Source organism: Nocardiopsis sediminis (assembly GCF_042650565.1).
GTDB lineage: Bacteria > Actinomycetota > Actinomycetes > Streptosporangiales > Streptosporangiaceae > Nocardiopsis_B > Nocardiopsis_B sediminis.
Window position 1 is genome coordinate 305,723 of the sequence record NZ_JBHSBH010000004.1, and the last position, 16,596, is coordinate 322,318.

General features: G+C 74.0%; 14 protein-coding genes and 1 riboswitch. Of the genes, 9 read left to right on the forward strand and 5 right to left on the reverse strand.

All coding sequences use genetic code 11. The features are described from left to right. Window positions 1–33: 33 nt before the first annotated feature. Entirely contained in the window at window positions 34–1,230 is a 1,197-nt protein-coding gene (fahA, locus tag ACFOVU_RS05475; protein ID WP_378530388.1) for a fumarylacetoacetase, read from the forward strand. Window positions 1,231–1,287: 57 nt separating this feature from the next. Here the strand turns inward: fahA and ACFOVU_RS05480 are convergent, their stop codons facing one another. Then, window positions 1,288–2,505, reverse strand: a complete 1,218-nt coding sequence (locus ACFOVU_RS05480; RefSeq protein ID WP_378530390.1) for a hypothetical protein — start codon at window positions 2,503–2,505, stop codon at window positions 1,288–1,290. 264 nt (window positions 2,506–2,769) lie between these two features. On the opposite strand from ACFOVU_RS05480, the gene ACFOVU_RS05485 reads away from it, so the two are divergent. Together ACFOVU_RS05485 and ACFOVU_RS05490 are read left to right on the forward strand one after the other, a co-directional pair. Further along, complete coding sequence (locus tag ACFOVU_RS05485) at window positions 2,770–3,801, forward strand: glycerophosphodiester phosphodiesterase (RefSeq protein ID WP_378530392.1); 1,032 nt, start codon at window positions 2,770–2,772, stop codon at window positions 3,799–3,801. 112 nt (window positions 3,802–3,913) lie between these two features. Further along, on the forward strand, window positions 3,914–5,170 hold the full coding sequence (locus ACFOVU_RS05490; protein ID WP_378530394.1) for an alanine racemase: 1,257 nt from the start codon (window positions 3,914–3,916) through the stop codon (window positions 5,168–5,170). Window positions 5,171–5,248: 78 nt separating this feature from the next. On the opposite strand, the gene ACFOVU_RS05495 is transcribed toward ACFOVU_RS05490, so the two are convergent. Both ACFOVU_RS05495 and ACFOVU_RS05500 read right to left on the reverse strand, forming a co-directional pair. Continuing rightward, window positions 5,249–6,787, reverse strand: a complete 1,539-nt coding sequence (locus ACFOVU_RS05495; RefSeq protein ID WP_378531184.1) for a beta-N-acetylhexosaminidase — start codon at window positions 6,785–6,787, stop codon at window positions 5,249–5,251. 233 nt (window positions 6,788–7,020) lie between these two features. Further along, window positions 7,021–7,920, reverse strand: a complete 900-nt coding sequence (locus ACFOVU_RS05500) for an Lrp/AsnC family transcriptional regulator (protein WP_378530396.1) — start codon at window positions 7,918–7,920, stop codon at window positions 7,021–7,023. Window positions 7,921–8,550: 630 nt separating this feature from the next. Here ACFOVU_RS05500 and ACFOVU_RS05505 point away from each other — a divergent pair. The 3 genes from ACFOVU_RS05505 (at window position 8,551) to ACFOVU_RS05515 (ending at window position 11,180) form a co-directional block, all read left to right on the forward strand. Further along, window positions 8,551–9,522 (forward strand): DMT family transporter, encoded by a 972-nt coding sequence (locus ACFOVU_RS05505; protein ID WP_378530397.1) that lies wholly within the window; start codon window positions 8,551–8,553, stop codon window positions 9,520–9,522. Next, window positions 9,464–10,780: a glycosyltransferase gene (locus ACFOVU_RS05510; RefSeq protein WP_378530398.1), complete on the forward strand. Its 1,317-nt coding sequence runs from the start codon at window positions 9,464–9,466 to the stop codon at window positions 10,778–10,780. The genes ACFOVU_RS05505 and ACFOVU_RS05510 overlap by 59 nt, the downstream gene beginning before the upstream one ends. A 136-nt stretch (window positions 10,781–10,916) precedes the next feature. Continuing rightward, window positions 10,917–11,180 carry a hypothetical protein gene (locus ACFOVU_RS05515; RefSeq protein ID WP_378530400.1) on the forward strand — a complete coding sequence of 88 codons (264 nt, stop codon included), beginning with the start codon at window positions 10,917–10,919 and terminating at the stop codon, window positions 11,178–11,180. Window positions 11,181–11,196: 16 nt separating this feature from the next. On the opposite strand, the gene ACFOVU_RS05520 is transcribed toward ACFOVU_RS05515, so the two are convergent. Continuing rightward, window positions 11,197–12,159, reverse strand: coding sequence for a LysR family transcriptional regulator (locus tag ACFOVU_RS05520; RefSeq protein WP_378530403.1), 963 nt, complete (start codon window positions 12,157–12,159; stop codon window positions 11,197–11,199). Between the two features lie 137 nt (window positions 12,160–12,296). On the opposite strand from ACFOVU_RS05520, the gene ACFOVU_RS05525 reads away from it, so the two are divergent. Beyond that, window positions 12,297–13,580, forward strand: coding sequence for a pyridoxal phosphate-dependent aminotransferase (locus tag ACFOVU_RS05525; protein WP_378530404.1), 1,284 nt, complete (start codon window positions 12,297–12,299; stop codon window positions 13,578–13,580). Window positions 13,581–13,884: 304 nt separating this feature from the next. Further along, window positions 13,885–14,136 (forward strand): DUF6457 domain-containing protein, encoded by a 252-nt coding sequence (locus ACFOVU_RS05530; protein WP_378530406.1) that lies wholly within the window; start codon window positions 13,885–13,887, stop codon window positions 14,134–14,136. Between the two features lie 24 nt (window positions 14,137–14,160). On the opposite strand, the gene thiD is transcribed toward ACFOVU_RS05530, so the two are convergent. Beyond that, window positions 14,161–14,982: a bifunctional hydroxymethylpyrimidine kinase/phosphomethylpyrimidine kinase gene (thiD, locus tag ACFOVU_RS05535; RefSeq protein ID WP_378530408.1), complete on the reverse strand. Its 822-nt coding sequence runs from the start codon at window positions 14,980–14,982 to the stop codon at window positions 14,161–14,163. After that, window positions 14,971–15,062: riboswitch (TPP riboswitch) on the reverse strand. (Overlaps the previous gene by 12 nt.) Window positions 15,063–15,300: 238 nt before the next feature. On the opposite strand from thiD, the gene rocD reads away from it, so the two are divergent. Further along, window positions 15,301–16,575, forward strand: coding sequence for an ornithine--oxo-acid transaminase (rocD, locus tag ACFOVU_RS05540; RefSeq protein WP_378530410.1), 1,275 nt, complete (start codon window positions 15,301–15,303; stop codon window positions 16,573–16,575). The last annotated feature ends 21 nt before the right edge of the window (window positions 16,576–16,596 follow it).

A 16,596-nucleotide genomic window follows, 5' to 3' on the forward strand; every position in this document is an offset into this window, starting at 1 on the left:
GGGCCCGTGGACTGCGACCACGCGAGGAGAGACGTGTCCACAACCTGGGTGCCCGGTGCCGACGCGGCCGGATACGGTGCCGACAACCTCCCCTACGGGGTGTTCTCCCGGGCGGGCTCCCCGCCCCGGATCGGGGTGCGCGTGGGCGACCGCGTCCTCGACCTCGCCGCGGCCCTCGGCGACCCGGAGTTCTCGGCGTCCTCCCTCAACCCCTTCATGGCCCGGGGCTCCACGGCCTGGCGCGCCACCCGCGCCAAGGTCAGCGGGATGCTGACCGCGCCGGGGGGACGCGCCTCCGCCGAGCCCCACCTCGTGCCGCTGGAGGAGGTGGAGCTGAAGGCGCCCTTCGAGGTGGCCGACTACGCCGACTTCTACTGCTCCCTCGACCACGCCGAGAACGTCGGGCGCATCTTCCGGCCCGGGGGCGCACCGCTTTCGCCCAACTGGCGCCACCAGCCCGTCGGCTACCACGGGCGCGCGGGCACGGTGGTGCCCTCGGGGACCGGCATCGTCCGGCCCGTCGGCCACCACCCGCCCGCCGAGGGCGGGGAGCCCGCCGTCGGCCCCAGCCGGCGCCTGGACATCGAGGCGGAGCTGGGCTTCGTCGTGGGCACCCCCACGTCGCTGGGGCGCACCGTGCCGACGGGGGACTTCGCCGAGCACGTGTTCGGCGTGGTGCTCGTTAACGACTGGAGCGCGCGCGACATCCAGAGATGGGAGTCCGCCCCGCTGGGCCCCTTCCTCGGCAAGTCGTTCGCGACATCGGTGTCGCCGTGGGTGGTGCCGCTCGACGCCCTCGGCGCGGCCCGGGTCGCCGGCCGCGAGCAGGACCCGCCGCCGGCCCCGCACCTGCGGCGGGTCGCCGACTGGGGGCTGGACATCGCGATGACCGTGCGCGTCAACGGCGAGGTCGTCTCCCGGCCGCCCTACGCCTCGATGTACTGGACCCCCGACCAGATGCTCGCCCACCTCACCAGCAATGGGGCGTCGCTGCGCACCGGCGACCTCTACGCATCGGGGACCGTCTCCGGACCCGGGCGCGACGAGCGGGGCTCACTGCTGGAGCTGACCTGGGACGCCACCGAGCCGCTGCGCCTGGCCGGCGGCGGCGAGCGGGGCTACCTGGAGGACGGCGACACCGTGGCCATCAGCGCCACCGCGCGCGGCATGGGCGGCGGGACGGTGGCCCTGGGCGAGGTCACCGGGACCGTCCGGCCCGCTTTGTCCTGACCGGCACGGGGACGGGGCCGCCGGCGTGCGGCCCCTCCCCGTGGCCGGATCGGCGTATCAGCGCCCCAGCGTGAGCGTCAGCGGCCCCTTGCCGAGCCCGAGGAAGTCCAGCAGGTCCGGGTTGGAATCCTCGGCCTCCTCGGGAGCGTCGGCCGCAGGGGCCTCCGTGGTCTCCCCGGAGCCCTCGGCGGGCTGTGCGCCGCCGGCCGGGGCGGTGGGTGCGGGGCTCGCGGCCCCGGGCTGGTCCGGGTCGGGCGATGCAGAGGCGGCCAACGGGGTGGTGGGCGCGCCGCCGCGCTCGTCCGCGGAGGCGGCGCGCACGTCGTTGCCGATGTCGGCGATCAGCTCGTTCACCTCCCCGTCGGTGAGCCCGAAGCGGTCGCCGCAGGCCGTGACGGCGGCGGAGCGCGCGGAGTCGTCGGACCGGTCCAGCAGGCGGATGAGCCGCGCATCGGCCTCCGCGCCCTCGACCGAGTCCGCCGCCCGCGCCGAGTCCCCGGCGGGTGCCTCGGCCGCGCCCTCCGCCTCCTGCACGGCGTCGTCCCCGCCGGACTCCAGCTGCTCGATGAGGCACGACTGCACCTCTGCGGCCGGGACCCCGGGCGCGAGGTCCGGGCGCGCGTTGGGCGCGGTGGCCCCCGGCACCGCCGGGGGGAACTGGGACTCCTCGGCCGGACCGCCGCCGGGCTCCTCCTGCCCGCCGAGCACGCTCTCGGGCCCTTCGGGGGCGGCCTCAGCGGGCTGCTCCGGCCGGATGCCCCCGGCGAATTTGCTCAGCTCCTCGGCGCCCCACGTGTCGGGCGCCAGGTGGGCCGCGACGGCGACGCCCGGCTCCTGGAGCCAGAAGATGGTGCCGGTCGCATCGGAGCGGTAGGCGGCGCGCCCCTCGGTGTCGGCCTTGCGGAGGGACTGCCCGTTGAGGTGGCCGAAGTGGCGGCTGCGCACGTCCTCGAGGCTGGAGATCGCGTCCGAGCGGAAGATGTCGACGCGGCCGTAGACGCCCTCGCGGCCCCGCAGCCAGGAGAGGGTGGAGCGGCGCTCCCCGTCCGACCCCGCCTTGGACGTCGCGTGGACCCCGTACCGGGCCAGCCCGGAGGGCAGGTAGCCGACCTCGAAGCCGTCGATCTCGGTGGGCGACGCCTTCTGCTCGGCGACGGGCCGATCCGCTGGGGGTCTCTGCTCTTCGGCGAACCCGACACCGAGGGCGCCGAACCCGGCCAGGGACACGGTGGTGGCACCGGCGAGTGCGATCCATCGCCTGTGGTGCTTGCGCATGGGTGAACCTCTCGTTTGACTACGAAGTGTGGACGTAACGACACGCTCTGTATTGGTACGTGTCACCACCTATCAAAAATCGCACATGCGGTGAACAAACGCTCACAATGCGTAGTTCGTGTCGCGGTCCGATATGTCCGCGCACCACCACGAGTGGGGAGTTCCAGGGCGCTGCACCATCGGCTCGCCTGGTCGACACCCGGAGGTAACCGCGCGAGCAGACGCTCATACGGACAGTGCGCCTGCTCCGACCAAGGGAGTGCCATGTTCCAACGGCTAGGCATCGCCGCCGTCGCCATGACGTTCGTGCTGCTGGGAACCTCTGAGGTGGCCGCGGTCACCCGACCCGCGGACACCACCGGCGCCGCCGGTGCCGCGGACGCCGTATCCACCGCCGCCGCCCCGGCCGCACCCGGAGAACGGGCAGCCTCGCGGGTGCTCGACGTCGCCCACCGGGGCGGGTCCGCCTACGCCCCTGAGAACACGCTCGCCGCCATCGACGCCGCGCACGAGCACGACGCCACGGCCGTCGAGATCGACGTCCAGCGCAGCAAGGACGGCGAGCTCGTCGTCGTGCACGACACCACCCTGGCCCGGACCACCGACGTCGAGGAGGTCTTCCCGGACCGCTCGCCCTACAACGTCGCCGACTTCACGCTGGCCGAGATCCAGCGGCTCGACGCCGGCTCCTGGTTCGGTGCGGAGTTCGACGGCGAACCCCTCCCGACGCTCGAGCAGGCGCTGGACCGGCTCGGCGAGCACCGGACCGGCCTGTTCCTGGAGATCAAGTCCCCCGAGCTCTACCCGGGGATCGAGGACGACATCGCCGAGACCCTCAAGGCCAAGCCCGGCTGGGCCTCCGAGAACGCCTCCGGCGGGCAGCGCCTGGTGATCCAGAGCTTCGACCGGGCCTCCGCCGAGCGCTCCCAGGAGCTGCTGCCGTCGGTCCCGCACGGCATCCTGGGCCGCGTCGACGAGGCGCAGATCGAGACCTACGCCGCGTGGGCCGACATGATCAACCCCAACCACACCGGCATCGACGCCGCCTACGTCGACCGCGTGCACGAGGCCGGGATGGACGTGGTCGCCTACACCGTCAACGAGCCCGACGACATGCGGGCGGCCATCGGCAAGGGGGTCGACGGCATCATCTCCGACTACCCCGATGTCGCCCGGGAGGTCATCCAGGAGGAGACCGGCCTGCCGCCCGGCCAGAGCGGGGCCCGGCCGTTCACCTCGGGAGCCTTCGCCGACCTCGCCGGCATCGCCGACGCGGTGGCACTGCCGCGGAACTGACCCCGCGAATCGATGCGCCAGGGAGCCGTGCGGGCGGAAATCGACCGCCGCCCGCACCGCTCCGGCTAGCCTGTCCGGGCCGCCGCGTCGACGGCGGGGGAACGGCGCGACGATGGAGGGGCCCGTGGAGCATGTCCGGCTGGACATCCCTGACGAGCGGATCGACTGGCGGACCAAGGGGTTCTGGCGGCCCGGCCCGCCGATCGGCGTCGCCGAATTCGCCGCTGCCCGGCCGAGCCTGTTCGGCGGGGACTTCACCTGGCCGGTGATGGTGGCCCGGCGCACCGCGCTGGAGCGCAACATCGCCACCCTGGCCGACTTCACCCGCATGTACGGTCTCGCCTTCGCCCCGCACGGCAAGACGTCGATGGCCCCCAAGCTCTTCCAGGCCCAGTTCGACGCCGGGGCGTGGGCCATCACCGCGGCCACCGCCAACCAGGTGCTCGCCTACCGCCGCTTCGGCGTCCCGCGGGTCCTGCTGGCCAACGAGCTGCTCGACCCGGTGGCGCTGGGCTGGGTCGCCGACGAGCTCGACCGCGACCCGGGCTTCGAGTTCCTCTGCTACGCCGACTCCCCGGCCACGGTCCACCGCGCCGCCGAGACCATGGCGGCCCGCCCGCGGTCACGCCCGCTGCGCATCCTGGTCGAACTCGGCTTCCCCGGCGGCCGGACGGGGTGCCGCACCCCCGATGCGGTGCTGGACGTGGCGCGCGCGGTCGCCGCGGCACCCGGCCTGGAGCCAGCGGGGGTCTCGGGATACGAGGGCGGGCTGACGACCGAAGCGCAGGTCCGCGGCCTGATACGGCGCCTGTCGGAGGCAGCCGGGAGGCTGCGCGACGAGGGGCTGGTCCACGGCCCGCCCATCGTGTCGGCGGGCGGCAGCTCCTGGTTCGACATCGTGGCCGACGAACTGGGCGGGCGCACCGACATCCACGCGGTGCTGCGCAGCGGGTCCTACGTGGCCCACGACGACGGCCTCTACCGCGACTCCTCCCCGTTCGCCCGCGCCGGCGCCCCCGACCCGCTGACCCCCGCGCTGGAGATCTGGGCGCAGGTGACCTCGGTCCCCGAGAAGCGGCTGGCGATCCTCACCATGGGCCGGCGCGAGGTCAACACCGACGCGGGGCTGCCCGTTGCGCGGACGCTGCGCAGGCGGGGCGGTGAGACGCAGGACGCCTCGGGGGCCGAGGTCGTCCGCGTCGACGACCACCACGCCTACCTGCGGACCCCCGGCGGGCTGCGCCCCGAGCCCGGCGACCTGGTCTCCTTCGGGATCTCCCACCCGTGCACCGCGTTCGACCACTGGCAGTACATCCCGGTGGTGGAGGACGACCACACGGTCACCGACGTCCTGCGCACGTACTTCTGACGGTCCGGCCTGCGGCGGTCCGGGCCTCCGGCGCCCCACCGCGCCCGCGGTCGGCCGCGGGCGCGAAGCCGCGCGGGGTCAGTCCCGGCCGGCCACCCCGGGGCGCCGCTGCCAGGGCAGCGGGCCCTCGAGCGGCCGGTACTCCACGCCGATCGCGTCGAGCCGCTCCAGGTGGGTCCGCAGCCGGGGCAGGAACTCGTCGAAGTCGCGCCCGCCGGCCGACCACGCCACCTCGGCGAACGCCGACAGCCGCGGGAAGACCATGAAGTCCACCGTGCGCGGGGAGTCCATGTGCTCGGTCCACACGTTCACCTGGGCGCCCAGCACGCGGTCGGCGCCCTCCTCGGCCAGCTCCGGCGGCACCGGCTCGGCGCGGTAGACGTCGGCGAGGGTGAGCAGCGAGCCCACGGGGATGGGCTCGCCGTCATCGGCGGACTGCCGGTAGTCGAGGTAGGACGTCGCGGTCGGGCACATCACGACGTCGTGGCCGGCGCGCGCGGCGGCGATGCCGCCCGCGGTCCCGCGCCAGGACGCGACGGTGGCCCCCGGCGCCAAGCCGCCTTCGAGGATCTCGTCCCAGCCCAGCAGCCGCCGGCCGCGCTCGGTCAGGTAGTCGTCGAACTGCCGGATGAACCAGCTCTGCAACGCGTCCTCGTCGGCCAGCCCTTCGTCGCGCATGCGCTGCTGGGCGGTCGCGCTGGCCCGCCACTGCTTCTTGGGGCACTCGTCGCCGCCCACGCAGATGTAGCGGCCCGGGAAGAGCTCCAGGATCTCGTCGAAGACCCCGCGGTAGAAGTCCAGGGTGGCGTCGGTGACGTTGAGGACGGTCTCGATGATGCCCCATTCGCGGCCCACCTCGACGGGCTCGCCCTCGCCCAGCTCCGGGTAGGCGGCGATCGCCGCCTGGGAGTGGCCCGGGATGTCGATCTCGGGCACGACGCTGATGTGGCGGGCCGCGGCGTAGGCGACGATCTCGCGGATGTCGTCCTGGGTGTAGAAGCCGCCGTGCGGGCGCCCGTCGAAGACCGGCGGCCGGCCGGCGCCCACCTGGCTCTCGCGGCGCCACGCGCCGACCTCGGTCAGCCGCGGGTAGCGCTTGATCTCGACCCGCCACCCCTGGTCCTCGGTCAGGTGCAGGTGCAGCACGTTGAGCTTGTGCAGGGCCATGAGGTCGATGAAGCGCAGCACCCCGTGCTTGGGCAGGAAATGCCGGGCGACGTCGAGCATGCACCCCCGCCAGCCGAACCGCGGGCGGTCGGTGATGTGCACGCTGGGCAGTACCCACTCGGCCGCGCCCAGCGGCGCGCGCCGGTAGGCGGCCGGGGGCAGCAGCTGGCGCAGCGTCTGGGCGCCGTAGAACACGCCCGCGGGGTCGGCGCCGACGACGAGGGCGCCCTCGCCGTCGATGATCAGCCGGTACCCTTCGGCGCCGAGCCCGGCGGAGGGATCCACGCTCAGCCGGATCTGCGCGCTCTGGCCGTCGCCCGGGGGGAGGGGCAGCCCGGTGGCCGCCCCCAGTTCGGACCGCAGCCAGGCCTCCGTGCCACGCGCCGCGGCGTCGGCGTCGATCCGGGTCGATGCGGTCAGCACCAGCCCGGAGTAGGGGCCGGTCGACATTTCCGCTGGCCGCGGCACGAGGGCGTGATCGGGCACGGACGTGCTCCCATCCGGTCTAGACCAATGTCGGGCCCATGGTGTCATGTCCCGCCCGAAAACGACACAGAGCCACCCGCAGTGCGGCGGGTGGCCCGCCCCTGGCCGGAACAGGCCGTTCCCGCCTCAGCAGCGCGCAGCGCTGGTCACAGAGGGTGGCGGCCGCCGCGGCCAGGATCGGCCACCCTCACGCACCCTCACGCCCAAAGGTCATAGCGCTCCTTGACCTGGGCGAGGTGGATCCAGGTCTCGGTGACGGTGACGCCCGGCAGGATCCGCAGGCGTTCGTAGGCGGCGTGCAGCCCGGGGATCGAGGCGGCCGCGAGGGTGCCCACGAGGTCGGCCCGGCCCAGGCAGCCGGTCAGGAACTGGGTGCTCTCCCACGAGGCGATCTCCTTGGCCGCGGCGTCGCCGCCCTCGCCGAGCCGGAGTGCGAACCCGCCGTGCCGGTCCAGGCCCACCGCGCCCGGGTCGAGCAGGGCCGTGACGTGGACGGCGCGCCCCCGCATCAGCCGCATGACCCGGGTGCGGACCGCGCCGGCCGACAACCCCACCCGGCCGGCGAGGTCGGCGAAGGACAGCCGGCCGTCGCCCTCCAGGAGCCTCAGCAGCCGCAGGTCGATGTCGTCGGGGGTGATGTCGGGCGGCCCGGACGACGCCAGGTAGGGGTCCTTGACGACGTTGGTGTAGACGGCGGTGTCGACTTCGGCGACGCCGGGCAGCTCGCGGACGCGGTCGACGACGGCCGTGAGACGGGGCAGGTCGTAGCCCCGGACCTGGGCGATCAGCGGGAAGCGCCCTGCTGTCAGGTGGACGAGGGTCGCCTCCGGGAGGTCGGCGACGGCCGCGGCCACCGGCCCGGCGTCCCTGCGCACGCCGATCGACAGGTGCGCGAGGGCTCCGATGCCGCGCACAGCGGGGTGCAGGACGCCCACCACGCGGATCGCCTTGGTGTCGAGAAGGCGCCGCACGCGCAGGCGGGCGGCGGCGCGGGACAGTCCGACGCGTCCGGCCAGCGTCTCGAACGGGAGCCGGCCGTCCGCCTGTAGTTCGCGCACGATCGCCGCATCGGTGCGATCGATCTCCAGGGCGCTCACGGCTTCACCTACCTCGTCGGGGGAAATTCATCCTGATTCTGCCCAATATCTCGATGCCGTGAATGGTGAACGGGAATAGCCGGACTTGACACATTGCGGATCTCCGGCTTGCACTACTGCGGGGCGCACACGGAGGAGGGATGCGCGGACACCCGGACGTCTTGCGGTCCCGCCGGCCGCGCCGGCCCGGTCGGGCGCCGCCCGGCGGGGGTGGCGGCCGGAGCGCCGCACTGACCGGCCACGATGCCGAAGGGAAAGGTCGATACGTCCTGTACGGATGACTTTTGGCGAAATGTTTCCCCGTACTCTCCGCCTTTTGAGGGACGCACGGCAGGGTTGTGTTATCTACCGTTTGAACACGGGGGCGGCGCGCCGCCCCAGAAGGGCGGAGGAGACGAGACCGCGGGCATTGCGGCACGGGCTCGGGGTAGTAGCGCAACCGGGGAGGTCGCAGCGGAGTGGGGCTGGCACCACCCGGTTCGGGGTGGTGACGGTATCGCCACTCCTCCGCGATCTCCGTAGCGTTCAGCGTGGAGGCGGTTCGGCGATGGCGCCGGCGCGAACATCGAAGGGGGGAGCCGTGCCCGAGGGACGGGACAGGGCCGGCCGGCCCGGGGGAGAGGCGTCGCGATGCTGCTGATTTCGGTCTTCCTGGCCGTCGCGGGCGCGTTCTTCCTCGCGCTGGGGTCGGCCATGCAGGAGCGCGATGCCGTACGCGCCCCCGGCCGCAGCATCGCGCGCGTGGGCTTCCTCCTGCACCTGATGCGGCGCCCGCGCTGGGTGCTGGGGACGCTGGCGGCCGGAGCCGGGGTGACCCTGCACCTGGTGGCGCTCAGCGGGGCGCCGCTGACCATCGTCCAGCCCATCGGCGTCACCGGCCTGCTGTTCGCGATCACCCTGTCGGCGCTCTTCAACCGCAGACGGGTGCGGCCGAGCCAGATCGCGGCCGGGCTGTGCGTCATGGTCGGGCTGCTCGGCGTGCTGCTGCTCTTCCCGCACACCACGGCCGTCCCGCAGATGCCGGTGCCCGTCGCCCTCGTGCTCGTCGGCAGCGTCGCCGCCGCGGGCGGCATCGTCTACGCCGTCGCGCACTGGATCCCCGCCGGGCCCCGCGCGCTGCTGCTGGCCATGGTGGGCGGGGCGGCGCTCGGTACCACCTCGGCGCTGGCGCGCGTGGTGGCCTCCCACGTGGTGAGCACACCCTCCGCGATCGTGAGCTGGCTGACCCTGCTCGCACTGGGCATCGCCGTCTTCGGCGGCCTGCTCCAGCAGAACGCCTACCGGACCGGCCACTTCGCCGCCGCCTACGCGACGCTGCTCATCGTCGACCCCGTCACCGGAGCGTCGATCGGGGCCCTGATGCTCGGCGAGGGACTGCCCGCCACCCCCGTCGACCAGCTCCTCGCGACCGCGTCCGCGGCGCTCGCCATCGCCGGGACCGCGGTGCTGGCCCGCGCGAAGGACCGCAACCCCGAAGCCGCGCGGCGGCCCGGCGCCGCCCCGACTCCGCCGTCCCCGTCGAGACCAGTTCAGGAGAACCGAGATGACTCCACGAAATCAGCGCGCCCTCCACAGCACCACCCGAGCCAACCCCGGCGATGACGCGCGGCTCCGTGTCCTGATCGGCGCCGACACCTACCCGCCCGACGTCAACGGCGCCGCCTACTTCACCCACCGGCTCGCCGGCGGGCTGGCGGCGCGCGGCCACGACGTCCACGTCGTGTGCGCCTCGTCGACCGGGGCGCCCCGGATCGAGTACGCCGACGGGGTCACCCTGCACCGGCTGCGCTCGGCCCCGGTGCTGGTGCACCCGTCGATGCGCACGGCGCTCCCGCTGGGCATCCACGGGCACCTGGAGCGGCTGATCACGCGCCTGCGACCGCACGTCGTGCACGCCCAGAGCCACTTCACCATCAACCGGGCGCTCGTCAGGCGCGCCCGGCTCGCCGGCGTCCCCGTGGTCCTCACCAACCACTTCATGCCCGACAACCTCTTCGCCCACGCCCACATCCCGGCGCCGCTGCACGACCTGGCCGGCACCATCGCCTGGCGCGACATGGTGCGGGTGGCCCACGAGGCCGACTATGTCACCACGCCCACCCAGAGAGCGGCGGACCTGCTGGCCGAGAAGGGGTTCGGCCGCCCGGTCGAAGCCGTCTCCTGCGGCATCGACCTCGACCGGTTCCACCCGCGCGGCGCCGAGCGCGCCGAGACCCGCGCCCGGTTCGGCCTGCCCGACCGCGAGACCATCGTGTTCGTGGGGCGGCTGGACGAGGAGAAGCGCATCGACGAGCTCATCCGCGCCCTCCCGCGCGCGCTCAACCACCGCGACCTGCAACTGGCGCTGGTGGGCACCGGGCAGCGCGAGACGGAGCTGCGCGCGCTCGCCGCGAGCCTCGGCGTCGCCGACCGCGTGCACTTCCTCGGGTTCGTGCCCGACGAGGACCTGCCGCTCGCCTACGTCGCCGCCGACCTGTTCGCCATCGCCGGGGTGGCCGAGCTCCAGAGCATCGCCACGCTGGAGGCGATGTCGACCGGGCTGCCGGTCGTGGCGGCCGACGCGATGGCGCTGCCGCACCTGATCGAGCAGGGGGTCAACGGGTACCTGTTCCGGCCGGGCGACATCGGGGAGCTGACCGACCGCCTGCTGGCCGTGCTGGACGCCGGCGAGCAGCGCCGCGCGGCGATGGGCGAGGCCAGCCGGCGCATCGCCCTGACCCACGACCACCGCCGTTCCCTCGACCGGTTCGAGGAGATCTACGCCGAGGTGCGGCCCGCGCGCATCACGGGCGCCCCGCGCCCCGGCCCCGCCCGGCACACCCCGGCGGCGCGCCGCCGGCACCCGGTCGCGGCCGCCTGACCTGCGCCGGATACGCCCCACTTTCCGGATCCTTTGCGCCGTGAGCGGGTGATAGCGGAGGCACACGGGATAGACGCCCGGTGTGTGGTTCGTGGGAACAGTACGGACGAGGGCCGCGGCATACGCCGACAGTGTCGTGGCGCGGCTCAGGCATGCCGAGGCGGAGGCCGAACGGCATGCCGCTTCGGCGGCCGCGCATCGGGAAGCGCACATCGAGCTCGACCAGCGCGTCCAGCGCCTGGAGGCCGAGCTGGCGGTCCTGCGCCATGAACGGCTCGAGACCTGCATGCTGTGGTTCAACGCGCGTGACGACCGGGACCGCAACCAGCACATCGCCCGGCGCATGCGCCGCAAGCTCGACCGCCTCCGGCGGCGCGCCCCGCTCGCCGACCCGGGCTGACCGAACGGCGTTGGGGCTAACCGGGGTCGACGGCGCCGCCGGCCGCGCGCCGCAGCGTGTCGCCCAGGGTGCGCCGCACCTCGGCGGCAGCGGCGTCGAGCGCCCGCAGGGTCACCGTGATCGCCGGGCGCCGGATGCTCGTGGCGCGGACCAGGGCATAGACCTCGCGCACCGGGGCCCCGTGCGGCAGCCGCCGGAACGCGAGGCCGGGCGCGCCCGCGGTCAGTGCCAGAGCGGGCACCGCCGCGATCCCGATCCCACGCGCCACCAGGCTCAGGATGGTGCCGGGCCCTTCGAACTCCCAGGCAGCGGCTGGGGCGCCGCCGACGTCGTCGAGCAGCCGGTCGGTGGCGGCCCGCGACGGCTCGCCGTGCGGCGCGGCGATCCACGCCTCGTCCCGCAGCCCGTGCAGGTCGACCGGGCGCTGCGGGTCGGCCAGCCGGTGGTCCGCGGGGACCGCGAGGACCATGGGGTCGTGCAGCAGGTGGAAGTGGCGCAGCTTGCCTGCCCCGCTGTCGGGGCGCCGCCCCGACCAGTCGTCGACGAGGGCGATGTCGGCCTCACCGGTGCCGACCTGGCGGCTGCCGGTGCCCTCCATGGTCTGGCGCAGGACGAGCTGCATCCCCTCGTGCGCGCGCAGGCTCTGGGCCAGCAGCGGCGCGAACGCCACCGCGGCGGTGGGGAAGGCCGCGACGGTGACCCGGCCCAGGGCGACACCGGATTGGGCGGCCAGGACGGATTCGGCGGCCTCGACCATCGCCAGGATCTGGTCGGCGTGCACGGCGAGCAGCCGCCCGCCGTCGGTCAGCTCCGCGCTGCGGGCGGTGCGGTCCAGCAGTGCGATCCCCGCCTCACGCTCCAGTGCCGACAGTTGCTGCGAGACCGCCGAAGGCGTGTAGCCGAGGGCCTTGGCGGTGCCCGCGATCGTTCCCTGGTCGGCGAACTCCTTCAGGATCTGCAATCGGCGGAGATCAAGCATAAGAATAGCTTACGCCTTCCATCGCAAAGACTCGCTTGTACTTATGGGGCGAACTGGGCAGGGTGAAGGTGAGAGGCCCGCGACAAGCCCGCTGGCCTGCACGTTCCTTCCTGGTTGCTTCCGGAGTTGATCAACCCATGCCTGTCACCGTGTCCGCCACCCTCGCCGTCAACGAGGCATTGGCCGAGCAGCGCCGCCGCGGCGTGCGCGTGCTGCCGCTGGGGTTCGGCGAGGCCGGTCTGCCCGTGCACCCCGCCATGCTCGACGCCCTGACCGCGGGGGGTGACAAGAACGCCTACGGGCCCGTGGCGGGCAGCCGGGAGCTGCGCGAGGCCGCCGCCGGGTACTGGACGCGTCGGGGCCTGCCCACCGACCCCGATCTCGTGGTCGCCGGACCGGGCAGCAAGCCGCTGCTGTACAGCCTGCTCCTGAGCATCGGCGGCGACGTCGCCATCGCCGCCCCCAGCTGGGTCAGCTACGCCGCACAGGCCCAGCTCGCAGGCCACCGCGCGATCAAGGTCGCCACGCCGCCCGGCGAGGGCGGGGTGCCGCGCCCCGACCTGCTCGCGGCGGCGGTCACCCGGGCACGGTCCCGCGGGCGCGATGTCCGCTCCGTCATCGTCACCACGCCCGACAACCCCACCGGGACGGTGCCCGCCGAAGCGACGGTCCGCCGCCTGGCCGAGGTCGCCCGCGACCTGGACCTGTTCATCATCTCCGACGAGATCTACCGCGACCTGGTGCACGACCTCACGACGACCGTGCACAGCGCGGCGGAGTTCGCTCCGGAGCGGACCGTCATCACCACCGGGCTCAGCAAGAACCTGGCGCTGGGCGGCTGGCGGCTCGGCGTCACCCGGCTCCCCGAGGGCGAGACCGGCCGGCGGCTCCGCGCCGACCTGCTCGGGGTGGCCAGCGAGATCTGGTCCAGCCCGGCGGGTCCCGTGCAGCAAGCGGGGGCTCTCGCCTTCGCCGAACCCGCCGAGCTCACCGCGCACATCGCCCGCAGCCGCCGGCTGCACGGTCTGGTCGCCCGGGCCGTCGCCGGCCGGTTCACGGCGGCGGGGGCGACGCTGGCCGCGCCGAAGGCGGCGTTCTACCTCTACCCGGACTTCGAGCCGCACCGCGAGCACCTGGCCGCCGCCCACGGCATCACCACGGGCCGCGCGCTCACCGGCCTGCTCCTGGACCGCTATGGCATGGGCGTGCTTCCGGCGGCGGAGTTCGGCGAGCCCGCCAGGGCCCTGCGGATGCGCGTGGCCACGAGCCTGCTCTACGGCGAGACCGCCGACCAGCGCCACCAGGCCCTGGCCGCCGACGACCCGGTCGCGCTGCCGTGGATCCGCGCACACCTCGACCGCCTCGACGAGATCCTCGCCGGCCTCGCCGCCGGGGTCCACGCCGGGTCCCCGGCCGCCTAGCGCCGCGACGAGGACGGTGTCGGCCGGATCGACATCGCCCGGAAGCGCCCTCGCAGGCTGAGCGGGCAACACAGAAGAAGGCGAGAAGCGGGCACCGGTCATCGCGGAAGGGCCGGTCCCGCTCCCCTGTCGCGCAACAGTATCGGGAGATGCCCCGTGGCTGCGACGCGGGGGCGAAAGCGAGGGGCGGGGGACGCACCGCGACCGGGCGCGCGCCGGGCGGTACCCCGCCCGTAGGATCGCTGATCACCGGGCCCCGCCGCGCATTCGGGGACTCCGGCCACCGACGACCCACGGAGCATCCATGACCCTCGTCGAATGGGCGAACCTCGCCGCCGCCGAACTCGACCTCCCCGAGCGGCTCGACACCTCCGATGTGAACCGGATCCTCGACCTCGCCAAGGACGCCGCCCACTCGGTGGCGCGCCCGGCGGCGCCGCTCACGGCCTACCTGCTGGGCATCGCGGTCGGCCGCGGAGCCGACCCCGGCCAGGCCGCCGCGGCGCTCAGCTCCCTCGCTCTGGCCCAGGCGAAGGAGGAGCCCTCCGGCCAGTGAGTGCGCGGGCGCCCCGGCCCCCGCTCACCGCGTCGCCGCCGTGGGCCACCAGGCATGGAAGTGGTGGACCGGCCCGCTCCCGTGCCCGGCGTCCAGGGTGTCGGCGTGCCGTAGCGCCGCCGTCAGGTAGGCCTTGGCGTCGCGCACGGCGGCGCCGAAGCCCGGACGCTGCGGGCGCAGTGCGGCGATCGCCGACGACAACGTGCAGCCGGTGCCGTGGGTGTTGCGGGTGGCGACCCGCTCGGCCGTGAACACCTGCGGGTCCGCACCGGCCTCCACGAGCACGTCGCTGCTGGTGTCGCCGGCGAGGTGGCCGCCCTTGAGCAGGACCCGCCGCGCCCCCAGGCCCAGCAGCCGATCGGCCTGCGCGCGCATGGCGTCGAGGTCGCCGGCCGCGTCTTCTCCCAGGAGAGCGGCGGCCTCGGGCAGGTTGGGGGTGACCAGGTCGGCCCGCGGCAGCAGCTCGGCGCGGACCACCTCGATCGCCTCGGCGGCCAGCAGCCGGTCGCCGCTCGTGGCCACCATCACCGGGTCGAGGACCACGTGGGGGAGTCGGTGGGCGTCGATGGCCTTGGCGACGGCCCCGATCACCCCCGGGGTGGCGAGCATGCCGATCTTGACGGCGTCGACCCGGGCGTCGGCGAGCAGCGTGTCGAGCTGGCGGGTGACGAACTCGGCGGGGACCTCCAGCACACCGGTCACCCCGGCCGTCGACTGGGCGGTCAGCGCCGTGATGACGGTCATGCCGTAGCCGCCGAGGGCGGAGAACGTCTTCAGATCGGCCTGGACCCCCGCCCCGCCGCTGGGGTCGCTGCCGGCGATGGACAGGATGTTGACACTGCTCACGGGCGTTCCTTCGCTAGTACGAGCTAGATCAGGTTCGACGGGTGTGTTCTCAGCCGTTTCCGGCACCCCGCGCCTTGGCGTGCCCCCAATCTCTCACGCCCGCCCGGCCGCCTTCGACCCCCCTAAGCCCATCGCCGGGGCGCCGACAAGGGCGGAAACCGCCAAGCCCGACGGCCGACGGGTCATGGCGGGCCACCCTTGCCACCCCTGGTCGCCGTCTGTTCTCCTGCTGGAGGCCGCCCGAGCGGGCGCTTTGTGCGTGATCCGAGCGGGTATCCACTGATCGACGACGATCAAGGGCGATCGAAGGGAACCTGGATGAGCGACACCCGCGGTCTGGGCCGGCGCGACGGCGGAGACCCCGCCGGACCCGCCATCTCCACCTCCGAGCACATCGGACTCGCCGACACCCACTCGGCACACAACTACGACCCGCTGCCCGTCGTGATCGCCGAAGGCGACGGGGCCTGGGTCACCGACGTCGAGGGGCGCCGCCTCCTCGACTGCCTGGCCGGATACTCGGCGATGAACTTCGGCCACCGCAACCCCGACCTGCTCGCGGCCGCCCACCACCAGCTGGACCGCATCACGCTGACGAGCCGCGCCTTCTACAACGACCAGTTCGCGCCGTTCGTCACCGCCCTCGCCGACCTGGTCGGCAAGGAGCAGGTGCTGCCGATGAACACCGGCGCCGAGGCGGTCGAGACCGGGATCAAGCTCGCCCGGCGCTGGGCCTACGACGTCAAGGGGGTCCCCGCCAACGAGGCCACGATCGTGGTCGCGGGAGGCAACTTCCACGGCCGCACCACCACCATCATCTCCTTCTCCGAGGACCCCGACGCCTACGGCGGATTCGGGCCCTACACCCCGGGGTTCCGCGTCGTGCCCTATGGCGACGCCGCGGCCATCGCCGACGCGGTCGACGCCACCACCGCCGCGGTCCTGGTCGAGCCCGTCCAGGGGGAGGCGGGGGTCATCGTGCCGCCGCCCGACTACCTGCCGCGGGTGCGCGAGATCTGCGACCGCGAACGGGTCCTGCTCATCGCCGACGAGGTGCAGTCGGGTCTGGGCCGCACCGGTACGGTGCGGGCCTGCGAACACACCGGGATCGTCCCCGACGTGTACCTGTTCGGCAAGGCGCTGGGAGGCGGCATCCTGCCGGTCTCGGCCGTGGTCGCCGACGCCGACGTGCTCGACGTCATCCGGCCCGGCCAGCACGGCAGCACCTTCGGCGGCAACCCCCTCGCCGGCGCCATGGGCCGGACCGTGGTGCGGATGCTGAAGGAGGGCCCCTACCTGGAGAACGCGCGCCGTCTCGGCGAGGTGCTGCGGACCCGCCTCAAGGAGTACGTCGGCAACGGCGTGGTGGCCGCCCGCAGCGTGGGGCTGTGGGCGGGCATCGACGTCGACGAGTCCCTGGCCGGCGGGCGGGAGCTGTGCGAGCGGCTCCTCGCGCGGGGCGTGCTGGTCAAGGACACCCACGGGTCGACGATCCGGCTCTCGCCGCCGCTGGTGATCTCCGAGGACGACCTCAACTGGGGCCTCGACCAGCTCGGCGCGGTCCTGGCCGAGCTCAGGGCGGAACGCGCCTGACCGGTCCCCGCAACGGGGCGC